Annotated in this window: 19 protein-coding genes; 12 read left to right on the top strand and 7 right to left on the bottom strand. The window is 52.6% G+C overall.

The annotated features are described in order from the left end of the window. Window positions 1-15: 15 nt before the first annotated feature. The 5 genes from ABD949_RS24790 to ABD949_RS24770 all read left to right on the top strand — a co-directional run bounded on the left by ABD949_RS24790 (window position 16) and on the right by ABD949_RS24770 (window position 5,577). Window positions 16-1,137 carry an endonuclease/exonuclease/phosphatase family protein gene (locus tag ABD949_RS24790; RefSeq protein WP_345248085.1) on the top strand — a complete coding sequence of 374 codons (1,122 nt, stop codon included), beginning with the start codon at window positions 16-18 and terminating at the stop codon, window positions 1,135-1,137. A 90-nt stretch (window positions 1,138-1,227) separates the two neighbouring features. Continuing rightward, entirely contained in the window at window positions 1,228-1,614 is a 387-nt protein-coding gene (locus tag ABD949_RS24785; protein WP_345248083.1) for a hypothetical protein, read from the top strand. Between the two features lie 12 nt (window positions 1,615-1,626). Beyond that, a complete protein-coding gene (locus tag ABD949_RS24780; protein WP_345248081.1) occupies window positions 1,627-3,792 on the top strand; it encodes a S9 family peptidase in 2,166 nt (721 codons plus the stop codon). A 43-nt stretch (window positions 3,793-3,835) separates the two neighbouring features. Next, a complete protein-coding gene (locus tag ABD949_RS24775; protein WP_345248079.1) occupies window positions 3,836-5,155 on the top strand; it encodes a serine hydrolase in 1,320 nt (439 codons plus the stop codon). Between the two features lie 107 nt (window positions 5,156-5,262). Further along, the gene (locus ABD949_RS24770) at window positions 5,263-5,577 is read left to right on the top strand and encodes a hypothetical protein (RefSeq protein WP_345248077.1); all 315 of its coding nucleotides are present in this window, start codon (window positions 5,263-5,265) and stop codon (window positions 5,575-5,577) included. 530 nt (window positions 5,578-6,107) lie between these two features. On the opposite strand, the gene ABD949_RS24765 is transcribed toward ABD949_RS24770, so the two are convergent. From ABD949_RS24765 to ABD949_RS24755, 3 genes are all read right to left on the bottom strand, one after another. Continuing rightward, complete coding sequence (locus ABD949_RS24765) at window positions 6,108-6,290, bottom strand: hypothetical protein (RefSeq protein ID WP_345248076.1); 183 nt, start codon at window positions 6,288-6,290, stop codon at window positions 6,108-6,110. Between the two features lie 65 nt (window positions 6,291-6,355). Beyond that, complete coding sequence (locus tag ABD949_RS24760) at window positions 6,356-6,682, bottom strand: hypothetical protein (RefSeq protein ID WP_345248074.1); 327 nt, start codon at window positions 6,680-6,682, stop codon at window positions 6,356-6,358. Window positions 6,683-6,738: 56 nt separating this feature from the next. After that, window positions 6,739-6,981 carry a hypothetical protein gene (locus ABD949_RS24755; RefSeq protein ID WP_345248072.1) on the bottom strand — a complete coding sequence of 81 codons (243 nt, stop codon included), beginning with the start codon at window positions 6,979-6,981 and terminating at the stop codon, window positions 6,739-6,741. Window positions 6,982-7,319: 338 nt separating this feature from the next. On the opposite strand from ABD949_RS24755, the gene ABD949_RS24750 reads away from it, so the two are divergent. Continuing rightward, the gene (locus ABD949_RS24750; protein ID WP_345248071.1) at window positions 7,320-7,841 is read left to right on the top strand and encodes a hypothetical protein; all 522 of its coding nucleotides are present in this window, start codon (window positions 7,320-7,322) and stop codon (window positions 7,839-7,841) included. A gap of 163 nt (window positions 7,842-8,004) precedes the next feature. Then, window positions 8,005-9,747, top strand: coding sequence for a GMC oxidoreductase (locus tag ABD949_RS24745; RefSeq protein WP_345248070.1), 1,743 nt, complete (start codon window positions 8,005-8,007; stop codon window positions 9,745-9,747). Window positions 9,748-9,795: 48 nt separating this feature from the next. Here the strand turns inward: ABD949_RS24745 and ABD949_RS24740 are convergent, their stop codons facing one another. The 4 genes from ABD949_RS24740 to ABD949_RS24725 all read right to left on the bottom strand — a co-directional run bounded on the left by ABD949_RS24740 (window position 9,796) and on the right by ABD949_RS24725 (window position 12,564). Next, window positions 9,796-10,503 (bottom strand): hypothetical protein, encoded by a 708-nt coding sequence (locus tag ABD949_RS24740; protein WP_345248069.1) that lies wholly within the window; start codon window positions 10,501-10,503, stop codon window positions 9,796-9,798. 170 nt (window positions 10,504-10,673) lie between these two features. Continuing rightward, window positions 10,674-11,021: a DoxX family protein gene (locus ABD949_RS24735; RefSeq protein ID WP_345248067.1), complete on the bottom strand. Its 348-nt coding sequence runs from the start codon at window positions 11,019-11,021 to the stop codon at window positions 10,674-10,676. Between the two features lie 53 nt (window positions 11,022-11,074). Further along, window positions 11,075-12,019 carry an alpha/beta hydrolase gene (locus ABD949_RS24730; protein WP_345248065.1) on the bottom strand — a complete coding sequence of 315 codons (945 nt, stop codon included), beginning with the start codon at window positions 12,017-12,019 and terminating at the stop codon, window positions 11,075-11,077. 20 nt (window positions 12,020-12,039) lie between these two features. Next, window positions 12,040-12,564 (bottom strand): RidA family protein, encoded by a 525-nt coding sequence (locus ABD949_RS24725; protein ID WP_345248063.1) that lies wholly within the window; start codon window positions 12,562-12,564, stop codon window positions 12,040-12,042. A gap of 233 nt (window positions 12,565-12,797) precedes the next feature. Here ABD949_RS24725 and ABD949_RS24720 point away from each other — a divergent pair, with 233 nt between their 5' ends. From ABD949_RS24720 to ABD949_RS24700, 5 genes are all read left to right on the top strand, one after another. After that, the gene (locus tag ABD949_RS24720) at window positions 12,798-13,025 is read left to right on the top strand and encodes a hypothetical protein (protein WP_345248061.1); all 228 of its coding nucleotides are present in this window, start codon (window positions 12,798-12,800) and stop codon (window positions 13,023-13,025) included. Between the two features lie 3 nt (window positions 13,026-13,028). Continuing rightward, window positions 13,029-14,405 carry a hypothetical protein gene (locus ABD949_RS24715; protein WP_345248059.1) on the top strand — a complete coding sequence of 459 codons (1,377 nt, stop codon included), beginning with the start codon at window positions 13,029-13,031 and terminating at the stop codon, window positions 14,403-14,405. A gap of 175 nt (window positions 14,406-14,580) precedes the next feature. Beyond that, the gene (locus ABD949_RS24710; RefSeq protein ID WP_345248057.1) at window positions 14,581-15,378 is read left to right on the top strand and encodes an SDR family oxidoreductase; all 798 of its coding nucleotides are present in this window, start codon (window positions 14,581-14,583) and stop codon (window positions 15,376-15,378) included. A gap of 106 nt (window positions 15,379-15,484) precedes the next feature. Beyond that, a complete protein-coding gene (locus tag ABD949_RS24705; protein ID WP_345248055.1) occupies window positions 15,485-16,117 on the top strand; it encodes a phosphoribosyltransferase in 633 nt (210 codons plus the stop codon). A 139-nt stretch (window positions 16,118-16,256) separates the two neighbouring features. Further along, window positions 16,257-17,126 (top strand): hypothetical protein, encoded by an 870-nt coding sequence (locus tag ABD949_RS24700; protein WP_345248053.1) that lies wholly within the window; start codon window positions 16,257-16,259, stop codon window positions 17,124-17,126. Window position 17,127: the final 1 nt, after the last annotated feature.

The raw sequence follows: 17,127 nt of genomic DNA, 5'->3' as shown, positions 1-17,127 counted from the left end.
GCCAGAATGGCGAGTATGGCGAAGCGTCTGTCTGGTCGGTACGGGCAGTATCCCCTGGCGTATACCGGCCTCGGCTATCTGTTCTTTACGATGGCGTTTTGCTACCATCCCATTGACGGGCACTGGCTGACCGGCTTTGTGATGATGACGCTGCCCCTGGCAATTCTGAGCGGCCTTGTCGCCAGTATCTACCTGATCTGCCGGGGGGAAAAAACAATAGCGACCGCTGGCCTGATCTGGGTGCTGTTTTCCCTGCCGGTTGTTAAACGGCTGATCGGCACGAGCAGCGGCCTCGGGCAGTTTGCGTTGAACCAGGCTCCGGCCCTGACCATTCTGAGTTTCAACAGCGAATCGTTCTCCGAAGCAGCGGGTCATTCGGCCGACTTTCCGGCGCTGAAAGCCGACATTGCCTGTTTTCAGGAGTACGCTCCCAACGTTGGTATTGAGAAGCAATACACCGCCAAAGTGGAGAAGCTGACCTGCTTTGACCAGGGACGGGAGGTAGGACTGGCACTGCTGTCGAAATACCCTGTCGTGAATCAGTACGGCCGGATTTGGGACCGGGTCAGTGGCCCGGACATAAATGGCTTTCTCTGTGCCGACATTGCTTACGGGCCCGATACCATTCGGGTGGTCAACGTGCATCTGTGGTCTATGGGCGTGCGTATTAAACAGGCTTTTGATGCCCTGAAGACCGGAGACCTGCGGCTTTTCTCGTTTGAGTTTTTTGATACACTACGCCGGTTAAAAGAAGGCTTTGAATACCGAAGCGAACAGTTGGCTGAAGTTGAATCGTACGTGGCCGGTAGCCGGTACCCCGTTATTATCTGTGGCGACTTCAACGAGACACCGTTCGGCTATTCCTACGGCAAACTGAGCCTGAACTTCCGCAACGCCTTTGAAGAGGCCGGCGATGGAATGGGTTTTACGCTGAACCGGCATCCGTACTGGGTTCGGATCGACCAGCAGTTTTTCAGCGCCGATTGGGCCGTTACTTCTTGCCAGACCTTATCGAACATTTCCTTTTCTGACCATTTTCCGGTGGTAGCCCGGTATGTGCTGAAGAGATCAGCGGGTGCGCCTACACAGTTAGCAGCACAACACAAAAGGACCGTTCAGGAAATTGCACAGAAATAAATAGTTTTTGTGCTATTGAAGGTTGTGCGATTATGGAAGAATGCAGATATTGACATCACTTACAGTTAAGGGGAGTTAAACTCGTTTGCTATGAAGCTGATACTTGTGGTGATGTGCATAGGCCTGTCGACAACCTGGGTAACTGCCCAGACTTTCCGATCCAGGGGAACCATCGTGATTGTGCAGGAGTGGGAGCGCTCACCGGCTGCAGACCGGTCAACCTCTTTCATTACCACCCGCAGTTCCCTGGTCATTATTTCCGCCGACTCCCTCACGACAACTCCCATACGCCCCCTCCACCGGATCTACCCTGAACTTTTACCCGCTCCGAAAAAAAACAGGGCCATCGAACAGGAAGATGAGGCTATCGACTTCCTGGAAGAAACAGAACTCTCGTCAATATTTTCCATGTTTCCCTCAGGGAAACCTGTAAATTCGGCCCTTTGGAAAGCTCCAAGACCTAAAAAGCCGTTTTAATTCTCCTCTTGCATGTCTAAAATACTCGCTTTAGCCTTTCTATTTGCAGGCTGCTCCGTCGCTTCGGCCCAGATTCAATGGTCGGCCGATGGTAATGCCTATACCAACAGCGTTTCGGGTAATATTGTCCGGACTACACTGCCCGGCAGCCAGACCGCGGTTGTTGTATCCAAACAGAACCTGATCAACCCTGCTACAAGGCAGCCGATCGCCGTTGCAGCCTATGCTTTTTCCAGTGACAGCACCAAGGTTTTAATCTTTACCAACACGGCCCGGGTCTGGCGCGACAATACGCGGGGCGACTACTGGCTACTAAACCGGTCAACTAATCAATTCAGGCAATTAGGAAAAAACCGGCCTGGTCAGTCGCTGATGTTTGCCAAATTGTCGCCCGACGGGCAGAAGGTAGCCTACGTGAGCGAACAAAATCTGTACGTAGAAGACCTAACCAGCGGACAGGTTGTTCCGCTTACCACCGACGGTACCCGCAAGCAAATCAATGGCACCTTCGATTGGGCGTATGAAGAAGAATTCTTCTGCCGGGATGGTTTTCGCTGGAGTCCCGACAGCAAGCAGATTGCCTATTGGCAAATTGATGCCTCCGGCATCCGCGATTACCTGATGCTCAATACCACCGACTCAACTTATTCCTTCACCATTCCGGTAGAATACCCAAAAGTAGGTGAAACACCCTCATCGGCCCGTATCGGGGTGGTTAATGCAGCGGGTGGTTCCACAACCTGGCTGAAGCTTCCCGGCGATCCCCGGCAGCATTACCTGATCCGGATGGAGTGGACACCCGACGCGCCGGAACTGATTGTACAGCAAATGAACCGGAAGCAGAACCAGACTACCCTGTTCATCGCCAAAGCCGCCGATGGCACCGTTCAGCCAATATATACCGAAAAGAACCAGTCTTGGGTTGATCCCCAGCAGGTTGCCAATACTCCCTCTCCGGAACTGGGTTGGTGGTGGACCGAAGGCGGTAAGTCATTTCTGTGGCTGTCGGAAAAAGACGGATGGCGGCACCTGTACCGGATCAGCCGGGATGGTAAGAAAGAAACCTTGCTGACCCCCGGTGCTTACGATGTAGCCCGGTACCTGACGCTGGATGAGAAAGCTAATTACGTCTACCTGATAGCCTCGCCCGACAATGCCACGCAACGGTACCTGTACCGGATAAAAGCAGATGGAAAGGGCACGCTCCAGCGGTTGTCACCCGCCGATCAGCCTGGCACCCATAATTATAGCCTTTCTCCGAACGGTCAATTGGCTTCGCACTCATTCAGCAGCCACCGGGTAGCGCCCGTTCAAGAGTGGGTACACCTGCCCGATCACAAGCCTATAAGCACTAATACGGCACGGGTCAGACCATCTGTGCGAAAACGGAATGTCGAGTTCTTTACGGTTACCACAGACGATGGCATTACCCTCGACGGCTGGATGGCCAAACCTGTCGGCTTTGACAGCACCAAAAAATACCCCGTTTTATTTTACGTGTATGGGGAGCCGTGGAGTGTTACCACCAATGATAACTACCAGGCCGGAGTAACGGATAATTTCGATAGCAATACCTTGGATTCCAACTACTGTTACGTAGCTCTCGACAACCGGGGGACGCCCACCCTGAAGGGGGCCGCCTGGCGCAAAGCCATTTATCGGCAGATCGGCCGGGTCAACATTCGGGATCAGGCTATGGGTACGAAGAAGTTGCTCCAGCAGCGGCCTTACTTAGACCCCAGCCGGGTAGCGGTCTGGGGCTGGAGTGGCGGGGGCGCTACTACGCTCCATCTGCTGTTTCAATACCCGGATATCTACCAGACCGGCATCGCCGTGGCGGCCGTGACCAATCAACTCCTGTATGACAACATCTACCAGGAGCGCTACATGGGCTTGCCGCAGGAGAATCGCGAGGATTTTGTGGCTGGCTCGCCGATTACCTATGCTAAAAACCTCAGAGGTAACCTGCTCTATGTACACGGTACCGGCGACGATAATGTGCATTATGCCAACTCGGAGCAACTGGTCAACGAATTGGTGCGCCATAACAAACAGTTTCAGTTGATGGCGTACCCAAACCGCAGTCATGGCATTGGTGAGGGAGCCGGTACCCGCGAGCACCTCCGGACGCTGTTCACGAAGTTTCTGCTGGCGCATTGCCCGCCCGGTGCCCGTTAGTGGGATTTCGTTGTATATTGCTTTATAAACAGATCTCACCAGCATGCACTTTCCTTCAGCCTTCAAAACCATACTTGTCAGTTGCGCTGTCCTGCTTACGGGACAGACCATCAGCGCACAGACCCCCGCTAAAGCAGTGTCTGCGAAGGTAGACGCTTTGTTTGCCGAGTGGAACAAACCCGGTAGTCCCGGAGCCGCCGTGGGGGTAGTTCATAAGGGACAGCTCATTTATGCCAAAGGGTTTGGGGAGGCTGACGTAGAAACAGGAGCGCCCATCCGGCCGGAGACAATTTTTCATGTAGCCTCGGTTTCCAAGCAATTTACCGCCTACGCCATTGTTATGCTGAGCCAGCAGGGTAAACTGTCGCTGGACGACGACATAAGGACGTACCTCCCGGAAGTGCCGGACTTCGGCAAGAAGATAACCATCCGGCACCTGATTCACCACACCAGCGGCCTGCGTGACCAGTGGAATCTGCTGGCAATGGCTGGTTGGCAGCTGGATGACGTTATCACAAAGCAGCACATCTTTAACCTGGTTAAGCGGCAAAAGGAGTTGAACTTTGAGCCGGGCAGCCAGTTCGCCTATTGCAACACCGGCTATACGTTACTGGCCGAAATTGTGTCCAGGGTGGGCAAACAGCCCTATCGGGACTGGATGGCCCAGAACGTATTTACCCCGCTGGGGATGAAAAATACCTTATTCTACGACAACCATGAGAGAGTTGTTAAAGGCAGAGCTTATTCGTTTTCCAAATCCTCCGGGCCGGAGAACGAGCCCTATAAGAAAAGCGTGCTAAGCTATGCCAATGCCGGAGCTACCAGCCTCTTTACAACGGTTACCGACCTGGCAAAATGGATCACCAACTTCCGAACAGCTTCCGTTGGCAGCCAGCCAATCATGACACAGATGCTGGAACGGGGGCGGTTAACCAAAGGCGATTCGCTGACGTATGCCTTTGCGCTAATTCATGGCAAATACAAGGGAGTAGCCTTTTATGGTCATGACGGAGCAGACGCCGGGTTTCGGTCAACACTGACCTACTTCCCCAAAGAAGACTACGGAATTATTATTCTTAGCAATGCAGGTGATTTTAACCCCGGCAAAAAAGCCTTTGAGATCGCGGATATTTACCTGGCTGGGCAGCTCAAAGAGGATAAGGCAGCTAAACCGGTTACCGCATCGGTCACCACCAAAGACTATAAAATTGATCCAAAGCTACTCGATCAGTACACGGGCGATTACCAGTTGGCACCTGGTTTTGTCTTGTCGTTTAAGCGGGAGAATGACCGGTTTTTTACGCAGGCAACGGGGCAACCGCAGTTTGAAGTGTTTCCTTCGTCGGATTCCACGTTCTTTTAAAGGTAGTCGATGCGCAGGTCACGTTTCATAAGCCCGTAAACGGAAAGACCAACCGGATTACGCTGCACCAGAATGGTAACCGGTCGGCAAATCGGGTTGAGCCGTTTATGGCCAGCAAAGAAGCGCTTCACCAGTATGTTGGCCGGTATTACAGTCCGGAACTGGAAACGTTTTATACCATTGCGCTGAAGAACGATACGTTGCAGCTTGTGCATATTCACCACGGTGAATCCCGTTTGAATGCTATTGCTACAGACCGTTTACAAGCATCCTGGTGGTTTGTGCAATCCATAGAGATGGTGCGTAACGCCGACAAGGTCATTACGGGGCTTCGTATGTCCAACGGCCGGGTGCGTAACCTTTGGTTCAGGCGGCTGCCGGATGACTTTGGGGAAGAGAAGTTGCCGATAGCCAATAAATAACCAATGAGGAGTTCTCACCAAAGAATACTGCTATAAGTCAAACTAATCAATCCGTGAACTCCAGGTACTCACGGAAACTGACGAACTATTTTTACCGAACACTAATTGAATTTGCCGGCATCATTCGCTTTATCGTAGGTTGACCTCCGCAATAGTCTTGATGGGAGTATCCAACTAAAAGAAGCGGAGACATGTTTACAACACAAAACAAGGCGATCGAGGGTGGGTCACTGGCAACAATAGCCCTCCTTAGTGGAGTGGCAGGTATTTTATTTTGGGCACTTTCCTACGCCTGGATTCCCTTCCGGCTTATAGGACAGGAAACCGAAGTTGTATGGACCTTTGTAGTGATTAGCGAAATTATGGCTGAGGTGGCGGGTCTTAATTGCCATAGTTGCCGGGTTGGTAGCTCGTAAACAACCAGAGCCAGGTAGTGTAGCCTTTTATCGAGCCAGAAAGGGAATCCGGTTAGGGATAACCGTTTGTGTCTGCGTTGTCCTGTTTAATGCGATCGGTATTTTGTTCTTCTCCTAATTTGGTTTTCCCCTCAACTGGTTCAATCGCTCTAGGGCTTTCTGTTGGCGAACCCATTCTTCGGGCGTCCAGGCTTCTTTGTAAGCCAGGCGACGCCAATAGGCCATTTGAATAGACCGCCATAGATTACGGGGGAGAAACCAGTCGGCATCGACACGCTGAGTATGGGAGTAGAGCATACGTAAGTGAATTAATTATAGTTTTTAAAGGGGATTATTGTTTAGGTAGCTAAGCTGGAGCAGCCTTACATCACGGTTATCAGTTCACGATGAAAGGCCTCTTCATCGGCACGGGTTAACTGGCCGTCTTTGACGCAGGAATGATACGCCAGCCCTGTTTCGTAGGCCCGAAGCATATCACCGCTCTTCACTGCCTGTTGATAAGCCCCGTATAGCACCTGCTTTTTGATTTCTTTTGTATGAGCATGGCCCACCTTAGCCAGGAATACAAAGCTGACAATAGCCAGGAACCCCAACGCTTCAAGTGGCAGAAAAGAGGTAACGTAAACATCCAGTTGGGTGTTGATGAGATGTCCTTTCGCCAGTATCAGTAAAGTAGCATCTTTAAACATAGGCTTATCAATTAGTGGGGTGTGAAAAAAAGTCTGGATAGAGACGGAAAATGGGTTTAATTGTTGTCTTCCTCCTTAACGGATGAAGGAGCTTCATCGGGCAGGATAAACAAAAGAAGCAGGCATCCGGTAGCCAGCATAGGCAATACAATCGCTATATTGTCACTGTTTAATCCCAGGTTAGAAATAAACGACTTATAAGCAGCCTGCCCCGAGAACGTTAATCGTTGAACAAAAAGTAAGCTGAAGGCAAAAAGGACCATCAGCAGGGGACGAATATAGCCTTTAACAATTTTCATAATAATGACGTGGTAGTAGAGCACGGGTTAGATACACCCGTGTTTCTGGTATGAACATCGGTGAGAAGTGTCATGCAAAAACCATGCTAATTTGCTTGAAAATTCTCCAAAGCTATCGAACGGCGTGAGGCAATGCCCGAGGACCTGAACAGATTTGTCAGACCCTTTTCCTACGCTTTAGTGGGAGCCTGCTACAGCAATACGTTTGTTTTACAATAGCAGGAATCTGTAAGACTCAAAGGGGAATTTGTCGAATAAAAATTAGTTTTCGACTATTACTGGCTTCAGGCTCCTGATTGAGCAACCGGTAAGCACAGCTTCTTTGGTAAAACTGACCGGTGAGAAAAAATGTCTACATCCTCTGCAAAGCATTGTGGATTTGCGGGGTCAGTATCCTTAGCCGGGCTCCCTTACGGCCCGGCCTGAAAATAGATGAAGTAAATAATGGCATTTCGACTACAGCGATAACCAGACCACTGGATACCTGCCAGTTTCCACTCCGGGCAGGTACTTTTATTGCTGATTTCTTTCGGGTGTGTGTCTGTGTGGCATATACGTTGCATGACTTGGACAGAGATGAAGGAGGTGTTTCGATGAGAGGGGATGATATAAATGAGCAAGCGGATAAAAACTATCTGCTTCATCAGAAAACCGTGCTGGGCAATCAGATGGCCAGCATCTCCAACCGGCTCTACCGGTTGGAGAACAGGTTACGTATGTTTCTGAATCGGATGGATGAACCGGTTAACCGGGTGATGCGGGCGCACTACCAATCGCTGATTCAGATGCAGCAGCAGATGTTGTCATATACCTGGAAGCTCTATAAGCAAGTGCAGGATCAACTAAAACGGTTAGAGTAGCAGTAGAAGCCGTTTGGGTTTAGGGTAGTCATTGACTAAGGCTACCCTGACAACTAATGTATTGGATACCTCTTCAGTAGTTAGCTTGTCTTTGTTACTTTATACCCTAAATAGCACCTGCGCTATATATCTTTTATTCCTTCTGTTTCCCAACCCTGTGCATATGGACCTTTTTGAGATTAAAAAAGCCCCGGTGGTGTACGATGCTGTAATCGTTGGCTCGGGTGCCGGTGGTGGTATGGCGGCTTATATGCTGGCTAAAGCCGGTGCCAAAGTGCTGCTGCTCGAAGCCGGTGGCTATTACGACCCGGCCGATCCTAAATACATTACGCAGTTAAAGTGGCCCTATGAGTCGCCCCGGCGGGGTGCCAGTACGTTTGCCCGCTCGGGTGGTGATTTCGATGCAGCCTGGGGTGGCTGGGAACTGGAGGGCGAGCCATATACCTCTAAAGCCGGTACCGAGTTTCACTGGTTCCGCTCCCGGATGCTCGGCGGCCGTACCAATCACTGGGGCCGTATCTCGCTCCGCTTCGGCCCCGACGATTTCCGGCGTGGCTCCCTCACCGGTATCGGCGACGACTGGCCCATTACCTACGACGACATAAAGCCATACTACGATCAGGTCGATAAACTCATTGGCGTATTTGGCTCGGTAGAAAACTTCCCGAACAGCCCGGATGGTTTCTTTTTGCCGCCACCTAAGCCGCGTCTGCACGAGCTAATGCTCAAGAAAGCAGCTACCAGCATCGGAGTTCCGGTCATTCCGTCACGGTTGTCTATCCTAACCAAGCCCATTAACAAAGAGCGGGGGCAGTGTTTTTATTGCCACCAGTGTAACCGGGGCTGCCAGGCTTACGCCGACTTCTCGTCATCATCGGTACTGGTAATTCCGGCCGTAAAAACTGGTAATGTCGAACTGCGCAACAACGCCATGGTGCGTGAGGTAACAACCGATACCCGGACGGGCCTGGCAACCGGCGTTTCGTACGTGGATACGGTTACGTTGAAGGAAATATCGGTTCAGGCCAAGACGGTGCTTCTGGGGGCCAGTGCCTGTGAGTCGGCGCGGCTGCTGCTCAATTCCAAATCGGCCCGTTTCCCGAATGGTCTGGCCAATTCGAGTGGCGTAGTCGGCAAATACCTGAATGACTCAACGGGAGCTTCGCGCTCAGGCTTTGTACCGGCGCTGATGGACCGCAAACGCTACAACGAAGATGGGGTAGGCGGTATGCATGTGTATACGCCCTGGTGGCTGGATAACAAGAAGCTGGATTTCCCCCGTGGTTACCACATCGAATACGGTGGCGGTATGGGTATGCCAGGCTACGGCTTCATGAACGGTATTACATCGCACAACCACCTGGCACCGGGCCGCGACAAAAATAATCGCGTGAGCTACGGAGCAGCCCTAAAAGATGATGTGCGCCGGTTTTACGGAGCCTACGTCAGCATGTCGGGCCGGGGTGAGCCGGTACCGCTGGAAAGCAATTACTGCGAAATTGATCCGAACAACGTCGATAAATACGGCATACCGACGCTGCGTTTCCACTACAAATGGACGGAGAACGAGGTGAAGCAGGCCAAGCACATGCAGGATACCTTCGAAGAGATCATCCATGCCATGGGCGGTATTCCATTGGGCAACAAGCCGGGGGCTAATCAGAACTACGGCTTAGCGGCACCGGGTCGCATTATCCACGAGGCCGGTACCGTCCGCATGGGCAACGACCCGAACAAATCGGCGCTGAACAAATACCAGCAGGCGCACGACGTCAAGAACCTGTTTGTGGTTGATGCCGGGCCGTTCGTTTCCCAGGGCGATAAAAATCTGACCTGGACGATCCTGGCATCCGCTATGCGCACCTCCGAGTATCTGATTGATGAGGTGAAGAAAAAGAATATATAGTTTACTGTTTCAACCGGGCGGTTCGACGGCCGCCCGGTTGAAACAATTTTAAAGTGCTGTTACCTTAATCTTATTGTAGTACAGCGTAGTAATGCCTTCGAAACCGGAGTCGGTGCCGATGATTACCCAAAGTTCACCCTTGTCGTTGGTTTTGGCTGTAAATGGCTGCTCTTTGTTGCTGCGCTGAATCAGCTTGTACTGATTTACGTCATCTCCGGCGCCCACGTGGCCGAGCAGCATCGCGTCCTTTCCACCGCTCGACTGGTTGCCCTTGTCGATGCTGATGTCGTAGTACGTGCCTTTCTTCACCTTCACTGGTTCGGTAGCCGATGCGCCCGCTTTCAGGTATACCGCCAAAGCCGGCGAACCGCCTATTCCCACGCTATTATCAGCATATTGCGAGGCAATTTCCAGATCAAACTGCAGCCGGTACTCGGTGTTCGCTTTGAGGCCGGTTACTTTCCGCTTCACGAACATAAACATATCGTCGCTGCGGTTGCTGCCCGAAATCTTCAAAGCTTTTTCAGAGGTGTTCAGCGGAGCCGGCAGGGCTTCGTGCCTGAAGCTAAAATCCATAATGCTTTCCTGCTGCACATCATAATCAGTGAAGTCGCCTGTCCAGCCGTCGGTTCCGGCGCTGAAGTCAGAATTGATCAGGACTTTATTTTCCCCTGGACCGGGAACAATCTGGTCCTTCTGACAGGCGGTAAAAGCCAACGCTACTAAGGCAAATAATTGAATGGTTACTCGTTTCATGTTTTACTGGAGTGTGAATAAAAAACTAAACTAATTACCCTGGGTATGTACAGAAATGACCCGGTTAGTTAAAGGACGGTTGGAAACGGAGGGAAAAAAAGTTGAACTATTTTATAGAAGGAAATCGTCAGCAGGATCGTGGGGAAGAGAAGAAGGTAAAAGTGAAGGGGTTAGATAAAGCGGCTGGCCCACCAGATAAGTACACCCTGTAACGGGAGCCGTGCCCACAACAGCCACTGCGGAATGTTATGGAACCTGCCTGAGGTAGCCATATAGAGATTGGCTGGGAACACGGCAATCAAGAGCAGAATTAACCCCCAGGCAGACAGGGAGCGGGTTTGGGGAAACAGCAGCCCTACGCCGAAGAGCACCTCAAAAAAGCCGCTAACGATCACCATTAGCCAGGGGTAGGGGATGTACGGCGGCATAATGGCCAGGTACGTCCGGGGCGAGACAAAATGAAGAACACCGGCTACTATGTAGAGGCCGGCCATGAGGTAAAGGCTGAGGTTCTGCATAAACTGGCTGTAAAACGACCAGTTTATGCAGATTGTTTGTGTCGTTGTTGAGGCTACTTTATCCGATTAACAAAATCAACCGTGGCCGTCACCAGCCTGGGTACTACCGGCAGAGTAGCATTACTGTACGTGGCAATATTGGCCTGCATCTCTTTCTCACTTTCTTTCAGCACATGGTTCATTCGGTCGATGATAAGCAGTTGAGCGCCGGGCCTGGCGTTTGCCAGCAAGCGGGCCTGCTCTTCGCTGACCTGAATATCGCTGGTGCCCTGGATTATCAGAACGGGCATCGTCAACTTTTTAATTTCTGCCTGCGGATCATACCTGAACCAGGAGATCAGATAGGGTTGCACGCTCGGCCGGATCAGCGCTCCGAGCATCGGATTTACGTTTTTTACCAGTCTTCCCTGCGCCAGGCTATCCAGTGCCGGATTCACCATGTCGGCTACCTGCGGAGGCTGGGTTTTCATTTGTTCCCGGATGAGTTTATCTGCCGGCAGCCCGGCTCCTGCCACTGAAATAAAGCCGTCGGCCTTTGCCTGGTTGGCGGCTATCATACCAATCAGGGAACCTTCACTATGGCCCAGGACAACGACTTTTGAGAATTGGTTATCCGCTTTTAGCAAATTGATCCAGCCGACGGCATCGTTGATAAAGGTATCAAAACGCATATCCTCTTCTTTGAGGCCCGCCGGCTGGCTTTCGGCGATACCCCGCTTATCATATCGGAGGGAGGCAATACCCTGTTTGGCCAGCTCCTCGGCCAGCATTTTCAGAGAGTTATTGGTCATCATGGGGTTGTTGCCGTTGCGGTCGGTAGGGCCGGAGCCGGCAATAATCAGCACGACCGGCGGTTTGGCCGCTGTGGGCAGGGTGAGCGTGCCGGCCAGTTTACCCATTGGGGTGTCTAGGGTTATTGAACGGCCGGTAGTGGTTTGGGCCAGCAGCGGGAAGGCTCCAACGAGAAAAGCGATAAGCAACGAAAGAAAGTTTTTCATACGGTAAACAGTGTAGTTGGTTATTCCACTTCAACGATCATCTCGATCTCAACGGCATAGTTCAACGGAATGGTCATGCCAACGGCCGTGCGGGCGTGGCGGCCATTATCGCCAAAAACAGAAACGAGCAGGTCGGAACAGCCGTTGATGACCTTGGGCTGATCGGCAAAGTCGGGCAGGCAGTTGACCATGCCGGTTACCTTGACAATCCGCTTTACCCGGTTCAGCGAACCCAGTTCAGCTTTCAGCGTAGAGAGGAGAGAGACCGTAGTAACTTTAGCGGCCTCATAGCCCTGTTCCACCGTCAGGTCTTTGCCGACTTTGCCGATAATGCCGCTATTGTCGGCGCGGGTGGACACGTGCCCCGCCAGAAACAGCAGATTGCCGGTGCGGACGGCTTTGACGTAATTGGCGACCGGTTTTGAGGGTGCATATAGCGTAAGGCCAAGCTCAGTCACTTTTTTGTCGTAATCAACTTTTTGGCCGAAGCTGAATAAGATCGTGAACAGGCAGAGGAGTGCGGTGGTAAAGCAGGCTTTAGTCATGGCAGGTTGCAGATGAGTTTTCGCTCTAAAGTAACAACTCCCGCTAAATTAATACCTGCTGCGAACGGTAAATTACCTCAGTAGCGTATCTGTACTTGTATGCTCCGGCCAGGGTTGGATAATAGTTCGATATGCTATACATCCGGTCGATTTACCGAAAAGTAATTCGACCGGATGGCAGTAGAAAATATGGTTCAATTGTGCGTATTTGTGCTCTAAACCAACAACTTATTATGGCTCGTAAAACAATTTCACACTACGCAGTCTTTCACAATATCGGCGCAGGCTCCGATATTGTACTGTACTATCAGGGCGGAGGGGCCGATTCGGTTCAGGACATTCCGGTGGCCGAAGCGGCTTATATGGTCAATCTGCTCCGCAATGAAAAGCCGATGTCGTATGACCATGATCGGAAACGGCTGTCTACCCTGAACCCTGAGCCGGCCGGCGAGTCCGAATAAATCATGGCCCGAAAAGTCTTAAGCAGCTACGCTGTTTTTCAGAACCTGAATGGGTCGAGTGACGTAGTATTTTACTACGAGAGTGGGGGAGCCGATACCGTAACCGGGGTAAGTCCGGCCGAAGCCGGCTATATCGTAGACCTGCTGCGTCACGAAAAACCGGTTTCCTACGACCACGACCGAAAGCGCCTGTCGACCTGGACACCCGAACCCGTGGGCGAAGCCGAGCAGGAGCCGGATCTGGATGCCTGGCTAACGGCGAATGGTTCCGTTGCCGCTAGTATCATCTGGGAAGACGCGGCCGGGGCGCAGCCGTGGACGGCCTGGGATGCATCCCGGAAAACCCAGTTGCGCGAGGCATTTCAGCTTGCCCGGCACCGGGGGACCATCGCTGTGGCTGACGTGCCGGAAAATCGGCTGACGCTCACCGACGATGAATCGGCAAAGACCATTCTCTCTCAGGCAGATGCCTGGGCGTACTACAAAGCCAGTGTGGCGCAGTCGCTGGCAGTGGAGATTGACCGGCAGGTATCGTGGTCGGTCACGGGTTATTCGGCTGCACAACTGGCCCAGCTTTTCGATAGTCGGGCGCTGTTTCGGTGGCATAGCGCTGCTCCGGCCGGGTATCAGCTCAAGTCAGGACTCGGTCACATTCTGCCCGCTCCCCCCGTAAAAAATTACGAATTTCTGGGTGTTCAGGGGCTGATCGGTTTCACCCGCCTGGAGACCATAATCCGGGTGCTGGATTGGTGCCGGGCCAATCTGATTCACTACGAAGGCAGTTTTACGGCGGCCAATGTAGAGGACCAATGGCAGTATCGGGGGTATCCGCCCATGACGCGGGTGCTGGCCGGTACCAAGCGGCTATCCCAGCCAAACGGCCCCGTCAAAAACCGGACGGCGGGCTGCTGGGGAACAACCGGTCTGCTGCGGACGTTGCTCCGCGTGGTGAACATCCCCGTCAAACTGGTGAAGCCGGGCGGCCACGCTCAGCCGTGGTTCATGGCTGATTCGCAGTACCTGAGCCATGGCGATGACCCTTACAATCAGTTGACCAAAGCAACTCCTCCCATACCGGCCGGCGAGTTGCTGATCGATCAGACAAAATATGATGCCTGGTTTGGCGATGCTGTCTCAGCCGACGATAGAGGAAATAATGTTGGACGCCGGACCCGTGAACTGGCCCTGATTTACCTCCCCAACTATCTGCTACGCGCCTATTGCGACGATATAGCCGCCGGGAAAAGTCACGCCAACGGGAAGGTATTCGAAATATTCTCCCGTCATTATACCGTTGCCCAACTGGAAGGGCTGACTCTCTGGACGCGGATGGATGCTAAAATTGCCGGCTTCGGTGGCTGCTCAGGTGTTCCCACGTAAATACGGAAGTGGCCTGGCCAGGACAGTGAACGGAGCCTCAGCCAGGTCACTTTCTCTCAGGTAGATGGTTGGGACACAGGGCTGCTTTTTTGATAAGCTAACATTTTGCGGTTTTCTATAACAAATGATCGTCGGGCGGGCTTATGGGAGCATAAACCATTTTCGTACACCCATTATGACGAATCAGAAACGGGAATTAGAGGGCCGCGTTGCCCTGATAACCGGTGCCGGGTCGGGTATCGGCAAGGCAGCCGCTATCTTGTTTGGCCAGCAGGGAGCGAAGGTAGCGGCTCTGGGCCGGACCGAAGATGAACTGCAGCAGACCGTCGATGAGATTAAGCAGGCGGGCGGAGAAGCCCTGGTATTGACTGCCGATATATCGGAGGTTGAGGATATGCAGCAGGCCATCCGGACGATCGAAGACCAGTGGGGACGGCTGGATATTGTCTTTGCCAATGCCGGTATCAACGGCGTCTGGGCACCCATTGAAGAACTGGAACCGGAGGAGTGGGATAAAACCATCAAGGTAAATCTGCGGGGAACCTTTCTGACCATTAGGTACGCCATTCCGCTGCTCAAAAAGAAAGGCGGCTCGGTAATTATTACAGCCTCGGTCAATGGGACACGCATTTTCAGCAACACCGGGGCTACCGCTTACTCCTGCACCAAAGCGGCTCAGGTAGCCTTTACGCAGATGGCTGCGCTCGAACTGGCCAAGCACCGCATTCGCGTTAACGTGATCTGTCCCGGTGCGATTGAAACAAACATCGATGAGAATACCGAACGGAGAGACCTGGAGTCGGAAAAAGAGCCGGTAGAATTTCCGGAGGGAAATATTCCGCTCACAGACGGAAAGCCCGGTACCAGTGAAGAGGTGGCCGAACTGGCCCTGTTTCTGGCATCTGACCGCTCCCGCCATATCACCGGCACACCCATCTGGATCGATGGTGCTGAATCGTTGCTGATGGGATAGGTGGCTAATTGATTGAATGATTGAATAATTGAATGCCGAGTGGTCGATTAGTTAATCAGCTAATTAAACATTCGACATTCAATCATTCAACCAATGAACCACTGCCATGTACGAGGATCGCACCGATGCCGCTTTAGCCCTCATCCCCTTCCTGAAAAAATACGAGGGGCAGAACGGTATTGTGTTGGCTATACCACGCGGTGGGGTGCCCATTGCGTACCCAATTGCCAGGGTGCTGCGTTTTCCGCTTGACATCCTGCTGACCAAGAAAATAGGGCACCCCAACCAGAAAGAACTGGCTATCGGCGCGGTTAGTCTGCAGGCTCGGGTGCTATCCCGAAAACTAACCGTTTCGGCTGCGTACATTGATGCCGAGACGGCACGTATTCAGCTTCTCCTGCGGGAAATGTATACGCGCTACCGGGGAGCAAAAGCCCCCGCCGATAGTACCGGAAAGGTGATAATCGTGGTAGACGATGGCATTGCCACCGGCCAGACCCTACTGGCAACCATCGAGCTGCTCCGCAGCCAGCGCCCCGCCCGGCTCGTGGTGGCGGTACCCGTAGGCCCGCCCGAGGCCGTCAGGCGAATTGGCCGGGAAGTCGACGAGCTGATCTGCCCGCTGGTACCCGATAATTTCCAGGCGGTAGGGCAGTTTTACCGGAATTTCAGCCAGACTTCCGACGAGGAAGTGATTGCTCTGCTCCAAAAAGCTGATGATCGTTCGGCTCCGGATTAGAGGCCTTTTGGGCAACTGAATAGGTATGTTTGCAGTTAAATAAAAAAGCAGATTATTTTGCAACGTTCTATTCTTTTTTTTCGTATATAGGGTTGACAATCAGTCAGCCTGACTCCCTGCTAATCCAACCAGTCTGCCTATGAACCGATACGTTTCCGTACTACTACTTTATGCCCTCTTCTTACCCGCAGTGTCGTCGGCCCAAAGCCTGTACGATTACTACCTCCCCGGTAAGGAACGACGAAATTTTGAAAAATGGGGCTTTAAGAACGGCTATCGGGTAACGGAGCGCTGGTACCTGAGCGGAGAGGGTTTTCTGCGGACCGACAACAGCCGTCTGGATAACTCATTCAATGGCCTGCTCAGCTCCCGGCCGGTAACCCGAACCGGATGGAGCGCGTTAATTGGATTTACCGATCGCGACCAATGGGGCCTGGAATGGGGGTATGCCCGCTCACCGATAAACAGCTCGCTGACGATAAACAGCCGGCCCGAGTACACCCTACGGCTGCAGAACGAGAAAAACGGGTTTGTCTTTCGCTCCCGGTACATGATTTTATCGACCAGCCGCAAAGAGCGCCGGTCGGGCTTCTGGCTGACCGCCGGTGCGTGGCTTATCCCGAACGCCGGTTCCGTGCGGAGCTTTACCCTGGAAGGGCTTGGCTACCGGGGCTTCCGGCAAACACCGGATACGCTGCTGCTGATCAGCCGGACCTCAACCAACCGGGAGCCAAGCGGTTTGCTGGAGTTGGGCCTGGAATACAATGTGCGGCTGTCGGGACGCTGGGATGTGGGTCTGGTAGCGCGTCGGAACTGGGGCCTGGGTAATTCGCTGAAAACCGACTTTACCTACCGCGTCAACACCCAGCCTTACCAGATCGCTTCGCTTCGCGCCAACGGCGACGGCATGAGTTTCGGCTTGGCCGTTCGGTATACGTACACGGCCCGTTACAAGGTCAAGACCAGGAGCCTGTACGACCTTCAGGGAAAAATGCCCCGAAAAAAATAAC

The organism is Nibrella saemangeumensis (genome assembly GCF_039541915.1).
Classification (GTDB): domain Bacteria; phylum Bacteroidota; class Bacteroidia; order Cytophagales; family Spirosomataceae; genus Nibrella; species Nibrella saemangeumensis.
This window is presented reverse-complemented; position numbering and strand designations above follow the sequence as displayed.